The organism is Micromonospora sp. H33, assembly GCF_052068455.1.
Classification (GTDB): Bacteria; Actinomycetota; Actinomycetes; order Mycobacteriales; family Micromonosporaceae; genus Micromonospora.
Genome location: NZ_JBQHDE010000013.1, coordinates 14674 through 29263, shown reverse-complemented (window position 1 = coordinate 29263; position 14590 = coordinate 14674). Strand labels below are relative to the sequence as shown.

Annotated in this window: 15 protein-coding genes, 2 tRNA genes and 2 pseudogenes; 9 read left to right on the top strand and 10 right to left on the bottom strand. The window is 68.6% G+C overall.

The window, feature by feature from the left end; translation table 11 throughout:
• Positions 1-51: 51 nt before the first annotated feature.
• Both orn and ACTMS0_RS23490 read left to right on the top strand, forming a co-directional pair.
• Positions 52-648, top strand: a complete 597-nt coding sequence (gene orn / locus ACTMS0_RS23495) for an oligoribonuclease (RefSeq protein WP_441157416.1) — start codon at positions 52-54, stop codon at positions 646-648.
• An 88-nt stretch (positions 649-736) separates the two neighbouring features.
• Positions 737-809: transfer RNA gene (locus ACTMS0_RS23490), tRNA-His, on the top strand.
• Positions 810-856: 47 nt separating this feature from the next.
• Here ACTMS0_RS23490 and ACTMS0_RS23485 read toward each other — a convergent pair.
• Positions 857-2128 (bottom strand): Ig-like domain-containing protein, encoded by a 1272-nt coding sequence (locus tag ACTMS0_RS23485; protein ID WP_441157415.1) that lies wholly within the window; start codon positions 2126-2128, stop codon positions 857-859.
• A 129-nt stretch (positions 2129-2257) separates the two neighbouring features.
• Positions 2258-3505, bottom strand: a complete 1248-nt coding sequence (locus ACTMS0_RS23480; RefSeq protein WP_441157414.1) for an Ig-like domain-containing protein — start codon at positions 3503-3505, stop codon at positions 2258-2260.
• Between the two features lie 185 nt (positions 3506-3690).
• Between ACTMS0_RS23480 and ACTMS0_RS23475 the strand changes: the two genes are divergently transcribed.
• Positions 3691-3766 (top strand) — tRNA-Lys (locus ACTMS0_RS23475).
• 394 nt (positions 3767-4160) lie between these two features.
• Positions 4161-4535 (top strand): HIRAN domain-containing protein, encoded by a 375-nt coding sequence (locus ACTMS0_RS23470; RefSeq protein ID WP_441157413.1) that lies wholly within the window; start codon positions 4161-4163, stop codon positions 4533-4535.
• Between the two features lie 259 nt (positions 4536-4794).
• On the opposite strand, the gene ACTMS0_RS23465 is transcribed toward ACTMS0_RS23470, so the two are convergent.
• From ACTMS0_RS23465 to ACTMS0_RS23455, 3 genes and pseudogenes are all read right to left on the bottom strand, one after another.
• Positions 4795-6075, bottom strand: coding sequence for a low temperature requirement protein A (locus ACTMS0_RS23465; RefSeq protein WP_441157412.1), 1281 nt, complete (start codon positions 6073-6075; stop codon positions 4795-4797).
• A gap of 605 nt (positions 6076-6680) precedes the next feature.
• Positions 6681-7256, bottom strand: coding sequence for a flavoprotein (locus ACTMS0_RS23460; protein ID WP_441157411.1), 576 nt, complete (start codon positions 7254-7256; stop codon positions 6681-6683).
• Positions 7253-8014: pseudogene (locus tag ACTMS0_RS23455) on the bottom strand (hypothetical protein); the annotation flags it as partial. The pseudogene ACTMS0_RS23455 and the gene ACTMS0_RS23460, both read right to left, overlap by 4 nt.
• A 14-nt stretch (positions 8015-8028) precedes the next feature.
• Here ACTMS0_RS23455 and ACTMS0_RS23450 point away from each other — a divergent pair.
• The 3 genes and pseudogenes from ACTMS0_RS23450 to ACTMS0_RS23440 all read left to right on the top strand — a co-directional run.
• Positions 8029-8484 (top strand): annotated as a pseudogene (locus ACTMS0_RS23450) (cyclophane-forming radical SAM peptide maturase AmcB); the annotation flags it as partial.
• Complete coding sequence (amcA, locus tag ACTMS0_RS23445; RefSeq protein WP_441157410.1) at positions 8481-8663, top strand: multiple cyclophane-containing RiPP AmcA; 183 nt, start codon at positions 8481-8483, stop codon at positions 8661-8663. The pseudogene ACTMS0_RS23450 and the gene amcA, both read left to right, overlap by 4 nt.
• Before the next feature lie 60 nt (positions 8664-8723).
• Positions 8724-9386 carry a pentapeptide repeat-containing protein gene (locus ACTMS0_RS23440; RefSeq protein WP_441157409.1) on the top strand — a complete coding sequence of 221 codons (663 nt, stop codon included), beginning with the start codon at positions 8724-8726 and terminating at the stop codon, positions 9384-9386.
• A 148-nt stretch (positions 9387-9534) separates the two neighbouring features.
• On the opposite strand, the gene ACTMS0_RS23435 is transcribed toward ACTMS0_RS23440, so the two are convergent.
• From ACTMS0_RS23435 to ACTMS0_RS23420, 4 genes are all read right to left on the bottom strand, one after another.
• The gene (locus ACTMS0_RS23435) at positions 9535-9954 is read right to left on the bottom strand and encodes a pyridoxamine 5'-phosphate oxidase family protein (RefSeq protein ID WP_441157408.1); all 420 of its coding nucleotides are present in this window, start codon (positions 9952-9954) and stop codon (positions 9535-9537) included.
• A 159-nt stretch (positions 9955-10113) separates the two neighbouring features.
• Positions 10114-10740 carry a glyoxalase gene (locus ACTMS0_RS23430; protein WP_441157407.1) on the bottom strand — a complete coding sequence of 209 codons (627 nt, stop codon included), beginning with the start codon at positions 10738-10740 and terminating at the stop codon, positions 10114-10116.
• Positions 10741-10745: 5 nt separating this feature from the next.
• The gene (locus tag ACTMS0_RS23425) at positions 10746-11210 is read right to left on the bottom strand and encodes a helix-turn-helix transcriptional regulator (protein ID WP_441157406.1); all 465 of its coding nucleotides are present in this window, start codon (positions 11208-11210) and stop codon (positions 10746-10748) included.
• 32 nt (positions 11211-11242) lie between these two features.
• A complete protein-coding gene (locus ACTMS0_RS23420; protein ID WP_441157405.1) occupies positions 11243-11653 on the bottom strand; it encodes a VOC family protein in 411 nt (136 codons plus the stop codon).
• A 185-nt stretch (positions 11654-11838) separates the two neighbouring features.
• Between ACTMS0_RS23420 and ACTMS0_RS23415 the strand changes: the two genes are divergently transcribed.
• Positions 11839-12456 (top strand): hypothetical protein, encoded by a 618-nt coding sequence (locus tag ACTMS0_RS23415; protein WP_441157404.1) that lies wholly within the window; start codon positions 11839-11841, stop codon positions 12454-12456.
• A 10-nt stretch (positions 12457-12466) separates the two neighbouring features.
• Positions 12467-13555 (top strand): DNA glycosylase AlkZ-like family protein, encoded by a 1089-nt coding sequence (locus ACTMS0_RS23410; RefSeq protein WP_441157403.1) that lies wholly within the window; start codon positions 12467-12469, stop codon positions 13553-13555.
• 47 nt (positions 13556-13602) lie between these two features.
• Here ACTMS0_RS23410 and ACTMS0_RS23405 read toward each other — a convergent pair whose 3' ends face one another.
• The gene (locus tag ACTMS0_RS23405; RefSeq protein WP_441157402.1) at positions 13603-14430 is read right to left on the bottom strand and encodes a DUF72 domain-containing protein; all 828 of its coding nucleotides are present in this window, start codon (positions 14428-14430) and stop codon (positions 13603-13605) included.
• Between the last annotated feature and the right edge of the window lie 160 nt (positions 14431-14590).

Sequence of the window (14590 nt, the reverse complement as noted above, 5' to 3'; positions counted from 1 at the left end):
CGCCCCGCGGTGCGGTGCGCGGCGCGCGGGCCGCTGGGCTGCGCGTAGGCTGTGCCGGTGGCAGATCTTCTCGTCTGGATCGACTGTGAGATGACCGGCTTGGACCTCGGCAAGGACAAGCTGATCGAGGTCGCCGCGCTGGTCACCGACCCGGATCTCAACGTGCTCGGCGAGGGGGTCGACGTGGTGATCCACGCCGACGACGCGGCGCTGGACGCGATGCCCGAGATCGTCGCGACGATGCACGCCAAGTCGGGGCTGACCGACGAGGTACGGCGCTCCACGGTGACGCTGGCCGAGGCGGAGCAGTTGGTCCTCGACTACGTCGCCAGCCACGTGAAGGATCCCCGCACCGCCCCGCTCTGCGGCAACTCCATCGCCACCGACCGGGGTTTCATCACCCGGGACATGCCCCGGCTCGACGCCCACCTGCACTACCGCATGATCGACGTATCGTCGCTCAAGGAACTCTGCCGGCGCTGGTACCCGCGGGTGTACTTCGGGCAGCCGCAGAAGGGCCTCGCGCACCGGGCGCTGGCCGACATCCGGGAGAGCATCCGGGAGCTGGAGTACTACCGGCGGACGATCTTCGTACCCCTGCCGGGGCCGGACGTGGAGAGCGCGAAGGCGATCGCCGCGGAGCTGTAGCTCCGGCCGGCCGAACCCGCTGGACGCGGCGGGCCGGGATGTGGCTATTATTGGTCCGCACCGCCCGGATGACCGGCGCGGCGGCATGGTGGCTGTAGCTCAGTTGGCAGAGCACCGGGTTGTGGTCCCGGTTGTCGTGGGTTCAATTCCCATCAGTCACCCGGTATGACGAAGGCCCCCTCCGCACGGAGGGGGCCTTCGTCGTTGCTCAGGGGGTCGGGCTGGCGTCCGGGTCGGCGTCGTCGGCGGTCGGCGGCTCGTACGGTAGGGCGCTGCCCTTGACGTACTCCTCCCAGCTCATGTTCCAGTCGGTCCAGCCGTTGCCGTTCTGGAGCTTCCGCTCGGTGCCCTTCACGGTGATCGGGTCACCGATCCGCGTGTTGGTGAAGAGCCAGGCGCCGTCGGCCATCGAGACGTTCACACAGCCGTGGGAGACGTTCACGCTGCCCTGCTGCCCCTCCGACCAGGGTGCGGCGTGGATGAACTCGCCGCCCCAGGTGAGGCGCTGCGCGTAGTCGATCTTCGTGCGGTAGCCGTCCTCGGGGCCCAGCTCCTCGTACGTGTCGAAGACCGTTTTCCGCAGCTTCTCGATGACGACCATCGTGCCGCTCGACGACGGGGTGGACTTCTTGCCGAGGCTGACCGGGATCGTCTTGACCACGGTGCCGTTCTTCGTGACGGTCATCCGCTTGGTCTTGTTGTCCACGGTCATGACCAGCGACGGGCCGATCTTGATGTCGACGGTCAGGTCGGACCGGCCGTACCAGCCGTCGCCGAGCGGGAGGCCGCCGGCCTGGAGGCGGTACGACACGGTGCTGTTGGCCTTCCAGAACTCCTTCGGCCGGTACCGGACCTCGGTCGGGCTGACCCAGTGCCAGATCCCCTCCTGCGCCGGGGTGGCCGTCACGGTCATCCGGCGCTGCAGGTCGTCCCGGTGGTCCTCCGGGATCGCCCGGCCGAACTTCACGATCAGCGGCATTCCGACGCCGACCACCTGGCCGTCGCCCAGGAAGCTGCTGATCCGGATCTGCTTGGCGGGCTCGGCCATGGTGGTGAAGGTGCTGGTCGCCGTGGCGGGCCGGCCGTCGTCCCCGGTGGCGGTGACGGTCGCCGTGTACGTCTCGCCGTACTTCAGGGCGCCGCTCGGCAGCCAGCTCCCGCCGTCGGCGGCGAGCGTGCCCTCGACGGCACCGCCGGCCGAGTCCTTCAGCTCGACGGTGGTCTCCTCGGACTCCTTCGTCGTGAAGGTGATGCCGGTCGAGGCCGGCACGTCCTTCGCGTCGGCGGCCGGCTCGACGATGGTGACGGCGGCCTTCGGGGCGGGCGGGGCGTTCCCGCCGCCGTCGCGCCGCCCGGACGATCCGTCGTCGCCGCCGGAGGTACACGCGGCGGTGAGCGTCAGCGCCGCGGCGAGAAGCCCGGCCGCGAGCATGCGGCGTCGCCCACCGCGCCGGGTCGGCTGATCCTGGACAGCTCGCATGGTTTCCTCACAGTCGTGGTGCCGATTGCTCATCCTCTCTCAGTGACGTACCAGACCTGATACCCGTTGCACCGGGTGAACCGAAACACACGGGCCGAGATGTCCGAACCTCGACAGCTCCGGTGCTGGTCAGAAGGGTGCGGCGGCACCGCCCTCGGGCACCGGAAGGGCGCTGCCCTTGACGAACTCGGACCAGCTCAGGCTCCACGCCGTCCAGCCGTTGCCGGCCGCCAACCGCCGCTCGGTGCCGGTGACGGTGATCGGGTCGCCGATCTTCGTCTTGCCGAACAGCCAGCGGGCGTTGGCCATCGACACGTTCACGCAGCCGTGGGAGACGTTCTGGCGGCCCTGCACGTGCTCGGACCAGGGTGCGGCGTGGATGTACTCACCGCCCCAGGTGAGCCGTTGCGCGAAGTCGATCTCGGTGACGTAGCGGTTGTCCGGGTCCGGGTCGTCGCTGGTGTCGAAGACGGTGGACTCCTTCTTCTCCATCACCACCATCGTGCCGCTGGACGACGGGGTCTTCTTCTTGCCGAGGCTCACCGGCAGGGTACGGACCACCTGGCCGTCCTCGTACACCGTCATCTGCTTGGTGGAGTTGTCGACCTTCATCTCGAAGGCGCGGCCGATCTTCACGGTCGCGACGCGGTCGACGTTGCCGTACCGGCCGTTGCTGAGCGGGATGCCCGCCAGGGCGATGCGGACGCTGAGCGTCGTGCCCGGCTTCCAGTACTTCGGTGCGCGGTAGTAGGCCTGCGTGCCGCCGTCGATCCAATGCCAGGCGCCGGGCTGCGGCGGGTCGGTCTGCACGAACATGCGCTTCTGCACCGCCGCCCGGTCCTTCTTCGGGATGCCGGGGTTGAACTCGACGACCACCGGCATCGCGACGCCGTACTCCTTGTCGTCGAAGAGGTAGAGGCCGGAGGTGATCATCGACTTCGGCTTCGCCATCGTCGTGAACGTGCTGCGCCCCTCGCGGGTGCTGCCGTCGGCCGCGGTCGCGGTGACGGTGGCCGTGTAACTCGTCCCGTACGTCAGCGGCGCCGACGGCACCCACGACGAGCCGTCGGCGCGCAGCCGACCCTGGACCTGCTTGCCGTCGGCCGCCGTCAGGGTGACGCCGGACACCTTCGCGCCGTCGGGAAGGGTGGCGCCGATCTCGGCGCTGACCGGCCGGTTCGTCGCCCCGTCCGCCGGCGTGAGCGGCAACGGCGGGCCGTTCGCCGCCGTCGGCTCGCCCGGCGTGGCACTCGCGGTGGGGCCGCTGCCCTCCACGAATTTCGCCTGCTCCGGGTCGCTGCCGCACCCGGTCAGCGCCAACGACGCCACCAGACCGAGGGCCCCCAGCACCGCCCCGGCCCGCGTGAACCTGCCCATCCCCACCTCTGTCCTCGCGTAGCTGGCGACATCGTGCACCATCGCGGCCATCCCGTACGTGCTCCGCGGTGATTGCGGTGGTCGCTTTGCCGCTTTTGCCCCATAAGCTCGACCGAAGGGGGAGCCGGGGATCGGATTGGAACCCGGCTGACGGGGCGTGCTAAGGTTCTCCCCGTTGCCAGCGAGCGCCGCTAGCTCAACTGGCAGAGCAGCGGACTCTTAATCCGCGGGTTCGGGGTTCGAGTCCCTGGCGGCGCACCAGCAAGCATCTGGGCATTCACCCTTGAGGGTGGGTGCCCAGACGTCGTTGCGGCGCGAGTGACAGCAACGGCGACAGCAGCGGCCTCATGCCACCCCACCCGCGCACCAATCGAACACGTGGGCGCCTGGGCTGAAAGAGTCTGCTAATGGGTTTCATGGACAGGCTGCTCCGGAGGACAAGCCAGCTGGACGAGGCATACCGAGTCAGGCGAGAGAGGGCGATGGCCTCCCGGATAGGTGGTATGCCCCGCAGGACGGCAACCCTGATCGGTTCGTCGGTGCGGGCGGCCTACCAACGCTGCGCCTGATCCCGTACCGGGACACAGGCGGCGAGTACGTTCTGCGGCTTTGCGAGGACGACACCGGCCTCCTGGTCGGGCCGACGGATCGCCGATTGCCCCGCGCTGGAATCTACGTTTCGCAGCTACGCGGCGAAGCTCATCACGAGGCGGAGTGCCGGGCGGGCAACTTTCACCCCGGCGAGCCGGTGCGGCTCGTCCGCGAGCCGGAGAACCCGTACGACCGAAACGCGGTGGCGGTGTACGACGCCACAGGGCAGTACCTGGCCGCGTACGTCAACAAGCAAAAGGTCCGGACGCTGGCGAAGTTGATCGACTCGGGTACCGAGATAGAGGCAATCTCAATCCGCGGTACCCGCTCCGGCGTCGGGTGCGACCAGGTGGCCGTTCTGGCGGCGAGCCCCGGCGTACTGCGGCACCTGCTGAGCCCGCGTCCGGTGGGTGCGCCTCGGCCCGCGCACGAGCGGTGAGCCGTGCGGGCCGGATGAAGACTGTCCACCTCATCCGTCAGCGAAAAGTCAGCGAGATGCATGGCAATAACCGGCATCCGCAGGCGTAGGACAGCAAGGTCATTGCCTCCAACGCCAATCGCCGACATCGATCAGCGAAGGTCCACTGCATCGAGCCGCCTTTGCAAAGCAGAGGTTGTCTCGACGGGTTCTGGTGGGAGTGGCAACGCCGACCGCAGCCAGCGACCCATCAGAGTGATGTCGTTGCGGCTTTGCGGAATCAGGTGCTCTTCGGCTGGGCACCGGCTGGTGATGGGGCTTCTGGTGGCCGACCCCAGGCCTGTCGGGCGTCGGCCAGGGCCATGCCGAGGAGGATTGCGAGGGCGCCTGTGGCCACGATCAACGGTGTGGTGAAGGCCAGCGGCAGTGCCGACGCGACCACGGCCGCGATGCCGACGAGCCTGCGCCGGGCGAGCCGGTTGAAGACCACGCGTTCCAATACGATCCGGCCGACGACGTAGACGATCGGCCCGCCGAGGATCGCGACCAGCCAGGCTGGCCGCACGGGGCCGCCCGGGTGGGCCAGGACGATTTCGTAGCCGGTCGCCACGAGCACGATGCCCAGGACCATCAGGATATGGGCGCGTCCGGTGTTCTGGCCGGCTCTGACCTGGTCGCCGGCTAAATCGACGGCTTCGGGGAGCACCTGCCCGGCCCGGTAGTAGTAGATCCGCCACAGGAGCACGGTGGTGGCGAAGCCGACTAGCAGCGCCAGTGTCGAGGCCAGTGACACTGGCGTGACCGTGTAGGCGATCCCGAGAGACAGCACGCTCTCGCCGAGTGCGATCAGCAGGAGTTGCTCGTACCGGTCGGCGAGGTGATGGGTCTTGGTGGGTTCCCAAGCGGTCTCCAGTTGCCGGTTCATGCCGGGTACCGGCCAGGCGGAGCGGGCCGACAGAAGATCGATCGTGATGGCCAGTGACCACAGACCTACCCGGGCCACGTCCTCAACGAGGATGCCGGCCAGCCACGGCACGGCCGATACGGTGAACCAGAGCGCCGACCGTGCGTAGAGGGCTCGTTGCGCACGATCCCGCACGAGCGTGATGAGGACCAACGGTCGTCCCACCTGAAGGACCACGTACGGTACGGCAAACGCGTAGCCGCGCTCGAAGAACGCGTACGGCAACGACGACGCCATGAACACCACGCCTAACGCGGTGAGCAGCACCATCGCCTGGACGGCTGGCCGGCGCGGGTCGAAGCGGCTCGTGATGTGGGCGGTGGTCGTCCAGAGCCACATGATCGGCAGGACCAGCACGAGGACATACAGCAGCCCCGCCCACTGCTGGGCGAGGGCCTCTGAGGACAAGTCCGGCACGACCCGCGAGACGACTCCCGACAAGGCGAAGACCAGCACCAGATCGAAGAACAACTCCAGGAAGTTGGCCCGGCGGCTGTCTCGCGCGGCGCTCTCCGTCCTCGCCACTTCCTGGCCGGGCGGATCCGGATTCCGCCCTCCCCCTTCATCCCGCCAACCACCGGCCTCACCCTCGGTCACCGATCTAGTCTTCAATCCACAAGAACCGAACAACCGCAAAACGCGTAAGACGCGCTCTCCCTTGGGAGGTCGCGGCCGAGGCCGGATCTTGGACGGTACGTCAGGAATTGGCTAGATCATCGGGCACAAGCCGGGCACAACTGACGCCGGCAAGGGCTGTCAACTGCTGTAAGGCGGCGGAAGAGCCGACCCAGGTCAGAGCGCCGATCCGCCCGATTCGAAATGATCCTGAGCCGCCGCGAGGGGTTCAGGGTTCGAGTCGCTGGCGACGCACCAGCAATAAGGGCTCTGGCCTGGTGATTCTCCACCCGGCCGGAGCCATTTTGTGTCCGGGGCGATGGCCAGTGCTCGGTGGGGTGCTCGGGAGCAATGGGACCGTTCCGGCTGTCGATGGACGTGGCGCCGTGGTCGTGGACGCCACCCGCCCAACCGTGCGACGGCGCGGCTGGCGGCGGAGGGTGTCGGTTGAGGTGCGCCCGTCCGTGGGTATCGGCACTGGCCCAACGATCAGGTGTGGAGGCTGCCCGGGAACGCCAACAACCGCCGACTGGCCGACCTCGGGATCTGATCATGCCTCCTGCCTCCGGGCTGGACGCAAGGTGGGATCAGCCCCGATCGGTGCTGCTGGCAGGCACGTCGCCGGCCATCCGGGTCGCTGCTTCGAACGCCGCCGCCCACGGGAAAGCCCGCTGGCGGCTGTTGCCGCTGCCGGGCGGGTGCGGCTCCCATCCGTCGTCGGTCCCGAGGATGACCCGGACGCGCTCGTCGCGGAGATTCGCCACGGCGCGCTGGAAGGGCGCGCGCGTGGCCAGGGCGGCGTTGACGAACGGTACGACCACAGTCGGCACCTGCCGGCCGATCAGCTCGGCGACCGTGGTCATCGCATAGTTGTCGGCGATGCCGAAGGCGATTTTGTTGAGGGAGTTGTAGGTGGCGGGGGCGATGATGAGCGCGTTCGCGGTGGGGAGGGAGCGGCGGGTGCCGGGGGACGACCGGTAGGTGGATCGGACAGGGTGCCCGGTCAGCCGCTCTATCGCTTCCGCGTCGATGAAGTCGAGGGAGCTGGGGGTGGCGGCGACCGCTGTTGTCCACGATTGTTGCGTCGCGGTGTTGATCAGCTGGGTCACGTCTGAGGCGGGGCCGGCGGCGCAGACGACGATTTGCAGATGGCCGCGAGTCATACCTGGATCCCGGCGTGCTGGGCGAAGTCGAGGACTGCGGTGCGGACGTGCCCGCGGGTGAGGACTGCCAGGTCGCTGGCGATGCGCTGCACTGCTGGACGGCACCGGATCTCTTCTGGTGCCACCTGATGGGCGCCGCGTAGTGCGTTCAGGCCGTGCTCGTAGCGACCCCACTGCGTGTACGCGCGGGCCACGTCGATGAACAGGGAGGCTTTGCGTTCGGCGAGGCTGATCTTGCCCAGCGGCACTTGGCGAGCGAGGGTGATGGCGGTGCCGGCGTCGCCGAGGGTCAGCGCGATGTTGACGCGGTGCAACTGGACGTTGGTGACACCGAAGCCGGTCCAGCGGTCGTTGCCGTCGTAGCCGAGCCGTCCGGCGGCATGGGAGGCTTCGTCGAGCATGGCTTGTGCGTTGTCGCGGTTGTCGTCGCGGGCGGCGGCGACAGCACCGCGGAGCAGCAGGGCGCCGTAGACGGCCACCGCGTCGTCCGAGGCGAGCCGCGTGTCGCGTCGAAGGGTCTCGGCCATGTCTTCGGCGAACTGCCGTGCCTGGGTGTTGTGGCCGTTGCTCATGAGGGCGTGGGTCATGATCCGCGCGCTGGCGGCCATCGCCACCGGGTCTTGACTGATCGAGGCGGCGCGCGTGCTGCGTTCGGCGGCGACCAGAGCCATGCCCTTGTCACCGACCTTGAGCAGCACACTGCCGATGACGTGGTAGAGGTCGCTGGCCAGGGCTTCTACCTGCGCTCGCTGCTCGCCTTCGGTCTCCGCACCGCCGTTTCGGCGGCAGCCCGCTGCGGATCCGCGACGTGGACCGCCTGGCCGACTACCTCGCCGCCACCCGCACTGGACACGTCCATCACGCCCCGTACGAGCCAATCGCGACCGTCTCCTGGGATGGCCAGGTGGTCCTGCTGTCGCCCGAGCTACTCGGCATCACCGACCCGCGATACGGCGACTTCATCGCCGGCAACGTCCTCCATCAGCCGATCACCGCCATGCTTGCCCGCGCCGGCGACCTGCGGTACGTCGCCGAGTTCGTCATCGCCCTCAACGACTGCGCCGATCATTGCGCCTTCTACGACTTCTGCCGTGGCGCCCAGGCCGGCAACCGCTACTTCGAGCACGCGACGTTCACCGCTCGCGAGACCGCTCACTGCCGCACCAGCAGGCAAGCCCTCGTCCGCGCCGCTGCGGACCACCTCACCCCTCAAGGAGGACCACCATGACCAACGCCCTGGCGACCCTCGTCAACGCCGCACCCGAGCAACTCGCCGGCCTCGGCGTCGACCGGGACCGGTCGGTAGCGTCGATCGACGCGGCGAAGTTCGACAACCGCCCCACCTGGGATAACAAGGGTAGGTTCGACAGCCGGCCCGGCTGGGACAACTGGAACAAGAAGAAGTAGCCCCACCATGGAACGCGCGGGGTGGCGCGCCCACCCCGCGCCTACACAGGTTGAGGAGACATGCGCACCACGACAGTCGGCGACGTGAGGATCCTGCTGCCGGACCTCGACCCGGACGACCTCGACAGCGTGACCGACCTGGCAGACGGCCTCACCGAGGCTTTCGTCGAGGGCGCATCGTGGCGCGGTGCGCAGCTGGAGGACCCCAGCATCCGCAGCAGTCGGATCGCTGGTGGGGACCTCAGCGAGAGCACCTGGGAAGCCGGCAGCCTCTACGGCTGCGAGATCACCCGCACCGACTTCTCCGGCGCGACCCTCACCGGCATCACCATCGAGCGGTGCGCGATCACCGGTTCCCGGTTCACCGGAAGCCGGTTCGCCGACGTTCGGCTCAAGGACGTCCTGTTCGACGGCTGCCGCTTCGACTACGCCACCTTCCAGCGCGTCACCGCCGCCGGCTCGGTCGCGTTCACCGACTGCACCCTCACCAACGGCACCTGGTCCACCTGCCGACTACCTCGCATCGCGCTGCGGTCCTGCGACCTCAACGGCCTGGAACTGGACTCCTGCCACCTCGACGGCACCGATCTGCGGGGCAGCCGCCTTCACGGGCTCAAGACGCCCCTCGACAACCTGTACGGCGTCACCCTCGCCGAGGACCAACTTTCTGACCTCACTCAGTTGGCCGTCAACGCCCTGGGCCTGACCGTGTGCAACGACTGACTTCAAGGGAAACCGTGGCCGCCGACGTTCTTTCGAGCGGCAGCCCGGACACGGTCCTCGTCTGCATCCTCGATCGGCACGCCCTGCCCGTAGAGCAGCGTCGCGCACGAGTGGCGCCGGGTGGGGCCGGTGTTTTCCCGTGTTGCGGTCAGCCGAGCCAGCGGCCGTCGCGCATGAGGTCGCGTCCCCGCAGCTCGTTCGCCTCACGCCAGGCCTGGATGCGCCGCGGCCGGATCAGGAAGTACTGGTAGGGCTCGTCGAGCTCGCGCGGGTCGAAACCGGTCTTGGTCGCGAACGCGTCGCCCGTGGAAGGGGCGAGGTCGGCGATGTCCACCGGCTCGGCGGTCCCGTCGACGACGACGACGTCGCGGGTCGGCCCGAGGCTGAGTCGCACCCGCCCGTCCGCCAGCAGGTTGCGGCCGGTGACCGAGGCACGCGGCGTCGAGATGAGGAACGCGGTCCCGTCCCAGAGGTACGAGAGCGGGACGAGGTGGACGCCGCCCGGGGAGCCCGACGTCGCGACCCAGAGATCGACGTCGCTCTCCAGTTTCGCGCGAGTGTCCCGCAACCTCTCCTCACGTCCACGCGGCGGCGCGCCCGTCATGCTTCCTCCAGTCACGTCGTGCAGAGTCCTTCCTTACCGGACGGGCTCAGTCGGTCCTCGGTCGGTTCACCGGGGCGGCTGTCTCCTGATCGGCGACCAGGCAGGGCAGGCAGCAGTGACACATCAGGGCGTGCGTGCCGGCGATGCGGCCTCCCAGGCAAACCCGTCCGGGTCGGTGAAAGGCCCGGCATCGCCACCGATCATGAGCCGGTGCGATCCGGTGCCGTCGGGAGAGACGCCGACGACCTTGGCAAGGGCACGGCGCCGGTACAGCGCCAGATTGACGGGACTCGAGCCGGCAGCGAACTCGACGTACATGCGGCCGAAGCTCTTCGCCACGGCAAGACCTTGGTCGACGTAGAACCGCTTGCTCGCGACCACGTCCGCGACTCCGAGCAGGAGCACGATCTCGTCGATCTGCCGGGTGGCCGGGCCGGTGTCCTTCTTCGCCGAGGTCGCGACCTTCCAGATCGTCCCGTCCGGGGCTTGTACGACACCGCCGTAGCCCCAGAGCGACTTCGCGGCAGGCTTCAGCGGCGTGGCGCCGGCGTCGAGGGCTGCCTCGACGAGGCTGTTGACGGTGGCCGGCTGGGACACCGTGAGCGCCAGCGTGAACCCACGGAAGCCGGTTGTGGGTGCCTCCGAGGCCCGCAGGCGTATCTGCGTGTCCAAACCGAAGGCGGCGGTGTAGAAGCGGCTGGCGGCCGCGGGATCGGCCACGTCGAGGGTGACGGATTCGATGGATGCCATGGCGATCACGCTAGGTGCGGCTCGGCGACTAGCGCTTCTTGATTCCTGACCGGTGTTGTCACCCGTTTTGCCGCATACGGCGGCCTCCCCGCCGCGGCGCCCGTTGCACGGCGCGGGTATGCGTCGGGCGGCATGCCGACCAACTCGGTGAAGCGGGTGCTGAAGGTGCCCGGCGATGAGCAGCCGACCGCGGAGCAGACCTCGGTGACGCTGAGGTCGCCCCGGTGCAGCAGCGCCGTGGCGCGCTCGATGCGACGCGTCATCTGGTACGCGTACGGCGACTCGCCGTAGGCCATCCGGAACTGGCGGCTCAGGTGCCCGGCGGACATGTTCACGCCGCGGGCGAGCGCCTCGACGTTGAGCGGTTGCGCGTACTCCCGGTCGATCCGGTCGCGGACGCGGCGCAATCGCGCGAGGTCGCTCAGGCGCTGCGCCGCGGTGCGTGCGCGCCCCCAGGCGGGGTGACACATGAGAGAACTCCTTTGATGGATGACCGGACGGCTCAGCGAAGTTCCTGGATGCGGACCAGGTTGCCCGCGGGATCGCGGAAGGCGCAGTCGCGGATGCCGTACGGCTGCTCGGTCGGCTCCTGGACGACCTCGGCGTCGGCGGCCTGCACCTTCTCGAAAGTGCCGTCGAGGTCCCGGGTGGCCAGCAGGATCCAGCCGTAGGTGCCCTTGGCCATCATCTCGACGATGGTGCGGCGCTCGTCCTCGGTGACCCCGGGGTCGGCGGCCGGCGGCGCCAGGAGGATGGACGTGTCGGGCTGGCCGACAGGGCCGACCGTGATCCAGCGCATCTTGCCCTGTCCGACGTCGCTGCGGACCTCGAAGCCGAGGGCGTCACGGTAGAAAGCCAGGGAGGCGTCCGGGTCGACATGCGGGAGGAAGCTGGTGTGAATGGTGATGTCCATGACGATCAGGCTAGGTGCGGCTCCGTGGCCCGCGCTTCTCGATCCCTGATCGATCTGGCCACCTCTCACCATGGACCGGTCCGGCGGTCACCTCCGCCCTGGTGGCGCAGGAGACGGCCACCGCGGGATGCGGCTAGCGAGGCGTGGGCGGGCAAGTGGTTGCGGTCAATTGCCATCATCGGGCTATGGCGTGGGAAGACCTGGTCAGTCAGTTGGGCGCCCCGCGGGGCTATGAGAATGTCGCGACGGGCGCGCGCACAGACAGCCGTACGAATTTGCTTATCGCGGAGTACAACGCAATTCGAGCTGTCGCGGCTCAGAAGTCGGCAGCGTCACACGCTCTGGTTGGCGCATACATGACCGTTGTGGCCGTAATTCTGGGGTTTGTTGTGGCGAACAGCGCCGATCCACGACTGCTCCTTGCCCTTCCTGTTCTGTCGGCCGTCTCTGGCGTCACCATCCTCAGGCGTCGGAGGGATCGCGAGGCGGCGAACAGGTACATTCGCGAGGTTCTCCGGCCGGTCGCCATTCAGTGCTCGGCCGATGAGCGAACGTTCATGTGGGAGGAATATTATGCGCGCCACAAGGACGCTCGGTCGCTGCTCTACGAACTCGGGTTGCAACTGATCTTTCCGTTGTCCGGGCTCGCCTGCCTGATTGCAACTCTCTCGCATCTGGAGTCCCCCGGTGACTGGCTGATCTGGCTTGCCGGGTCAAGCCTTCTTGTCATGCTGGTCCTTGCATATACCAATCAGAACAAGGGCCATCTCGCCCGAATCGTGTTCGGGCAGCGGCGCCACTAGGGTCGTCAGCATGGCCGCCCACCGTCTGGACCGGGACGAAGCCCGCCGCATCGCGATCCATGCCCAACTGCTCGACGCCCCGCGTCCGACCGACCTCGTCGACGTCGTCGACCGCCTGGCGGTCCTGCAGATCGACCCGACCGCGGCCATCGCCCCCAGCGCCGACCTCGTGCTGTGGAGCCGGCTCGGCTCGACCTACGACCCGGCCGATCTGACCACGGCGATCGAGAACGACCGCACGCTTGTCGAAACCGTCGCCTACATCCGGGTGCCGCGCGACCTTCCCGCCGTGATCGCCGAGGTGCGCGACGCGGAGGCGTACCCCGCAATGGCAGCATGGCTCGCGAAGAACGCACCGTTCCGCCGCGACATCCTCGCGTTGCTGGACAAGGACGGCCCCCTGCTCTCCCGCGACATCCCTGACACCAGCGTCGAGCCCTGGCCGTCGTCGGGCTGGACCAACAATCGGAACGTCACGAAGATGCTCGAGTTCCTCGCCCTCCGCGGCGATGTCGCGATCTCCGGTCGCAAGGGACGGCAGCGCTACTGGGACCTCCCCGAGCGCGTGTTCCCTGCCGACCTGCCGACGTTGGATCGCGCGGCGGCATCCCGGCACCGCAACGAGCGCCGGCTCGCGGCGCTCGGCATCGCCCGCTCCACCGGGCCACAGAATCCGGGCGAGTCGCCGTACGTCGGCGACGCCGGAGAGGAGGCCGTCGTCGAGGGCACGCCGGGAACCTGGCGTGTCCACCCGGCCTATCTGGGCCTGCCGTTCACCGGGCGTACGGCGCTGCTGTCGCCGTTCGACCGCCTCATCCAGGATCGCGTTCGCGCGGAGCAGCTCTTCGGTTTCGAGTACATCCTCGAGATGTACAAGCCCAGGGAGAAGCGTCGGTGGGGCTACTTCGCGCTCCCCGTCCTCCACGACGATCGACTCGTCGGAAAACTCGACGCGACCGCGGACCGCAGGGCCGGTGCCCTCGTCGTCAACGCGATCCACGAGGACGTCCCCTTCACCGAGGCCATGACCGCTGCCGTCCGCGCCGAGATCGACGATCTCGCCGTGTGGCTCGGACTTGAGGTCACCGGCACCCGCTGATCGCCGCCCGGCGACTCACAGTCTGAGTCGTTGCGGCCGAGACACGGTCAGAAGAGGGTCAGGGGTTCGACCGGGATCGGCTCGGGCAGCGGGTCGAGCCCGGGTACGTGGGCCCGTACCTCGTCGTGGAAGCGGCGCGCCAGGACGGGCGCGTCCGCGTTGTCCGGAATGTGGATGAACACCGTCGGTGACCGCCCCTCGCGCAGCCACCCGGCGACGACGTCCACCCAGTGCTGCCAACCCTCGATCGTCCGCGCGTCGTCGTCGCGGCCGAGGTACCGGACGATCGGCCGGTCCGTGAGCGCGACCGACCGGCGCGGCATACGGGGCTTCTTGGTCCAGGCGTCCCGCTCCGCGTCGCTGCTGGGCGGGCTCTGGAAGAAGGCGGTGGTGTCGAAGGGGATCCACTCGGCGGCCACGGTGGCGAGTGCCTCTTCGAGGGGGCGAATGGCGTTGGCGTCGCCGAAGAACGCGGGATGGCGGACCTCGACGGCGTACCGGTGGGACGTGGGGAGCCGGCGCAGGAAGCGGGCGAGTACGGGGACGTCGGCGGGCGTGAAGGATCCCGGCAACTGGATCCACAGGGCGTGGGCCCGCGGCCCGAGTGGCTCGATCGCGTCGAGGAAGACGCGGAGCGGCTCGTCGACGTCACCGAGGCGGCGTTCGTGCGTGACGAGCTTCGGCAGTTTGAGCACGAATCGGAAGTCGAGGTCGGTCTGCTGTGCCCAGGAGGCCACGGTGTCGCGCGTGGGGGTCGCGTAGAACGTGGTGTTGCCCTCGACCGCGTTGCACCAACCGGCGTAGTGCCGCAGGCGTTCCTGGGACGGCAGCGGATGCGCCACAAGCCGTCCCTGCCACGACCTGAGCGTCCACATCGCACATCCCACGTGAAGGCGCATGCGTTGCTCCTACGCCATGCCGCCTGCCGTACGCAAGTCCGGCGGGTCCGGTCCAAGGAGCCCGACGGGGCAACGTGACCACGCACGGGTGCCGGGCCCTCCCCGCGATCGGATACAACCGGACGGACCGCCGGGC

Excerpts from the sequence above, each read along its gene's own strand:
- ACTMS0_RS23420 (WP_441157405.1), bottom strand. The coding sequence starts at position 11,653 with ATGGACATCACCATTCACACCAGCTTCCTCCCGCATGTCGACCCGGAC.
- ACTMS0_RS23425 (WP_441157406.1), bottom strand. The coding sequence starts at position 11,210 with ATGTGTCACCCCGCCTGGGGGCGCGCACGCACCGCGGCGCAGCGCCTG.
- ACTMS0_RS23440 (WP_441157409.1), top strand. The coding sequence starts at position 8,724 with ATGCGCACCACGACAGTCGGCGACGTGAGGATCCTGCTGCCGGACCTC.
- ACTMS0_RS23480 (WP_441157414.1), bottom strand. The coding sequence starts at position 3,505 with ATGGGCAGGTTCACGCGGGCCGGGGCGGTGCTGGGGGCCCTCGGTCTG.
- amcA (WP_441157410.1), top strand. The coding sequence starts at position 8,481 with ATGACCAACGCCCTGGCGACCCTCGTCAACGCCGCACCCGAGCAACTC.
- ACTMS0_RS23460 (WP_441157411.1), bottom strand. The coding sequence starts at position 7,256 with ATGACTCGCGGCCATCTGCAAATCGTCGTCTGCGCCGCCGGCCCCGCC.
- ACTMS0_RS23485 (WP_441157415.1), bottom strand. The coding sequence starts at position 2,128 with ATGCGAGCTGTCCAGGATCAGCCGACCCGGCGCGGTGGGCGACGCCGC.
- ACTMS0_RS23415 (WP_441157404.1), top strand. The coding sequence starts at position 11,839 with ATGGCGTGGGAAGACCTGGTCAGTCAGTTGGGCGCCCCGCGGGGCTAT.
- ACTMS0_RS23430 (WP_441157407.1), bottom strand. The coding sequence starts at position 10,740 with ATGGCATCCATCGAATCCGTCACCCTCGACGTGGCCGATCCCGCGGCC.
- ACTMS0_RS23405 (WP_441157402.1), bottom strand. The coding sequence starts at position 14,430 with ATGTGGACGCTCAGGTCGTGGCAGGGACGGCTTGTGGCGCATCCGCTG.
- ACTMS0_RS23410 (WP_441157403.1), top strand. The coding sequence starts at position 12,467 with ATGGCCGCCCACCGTCTGGACCGGGACGAAGCCCGCCGCATCGCGATC.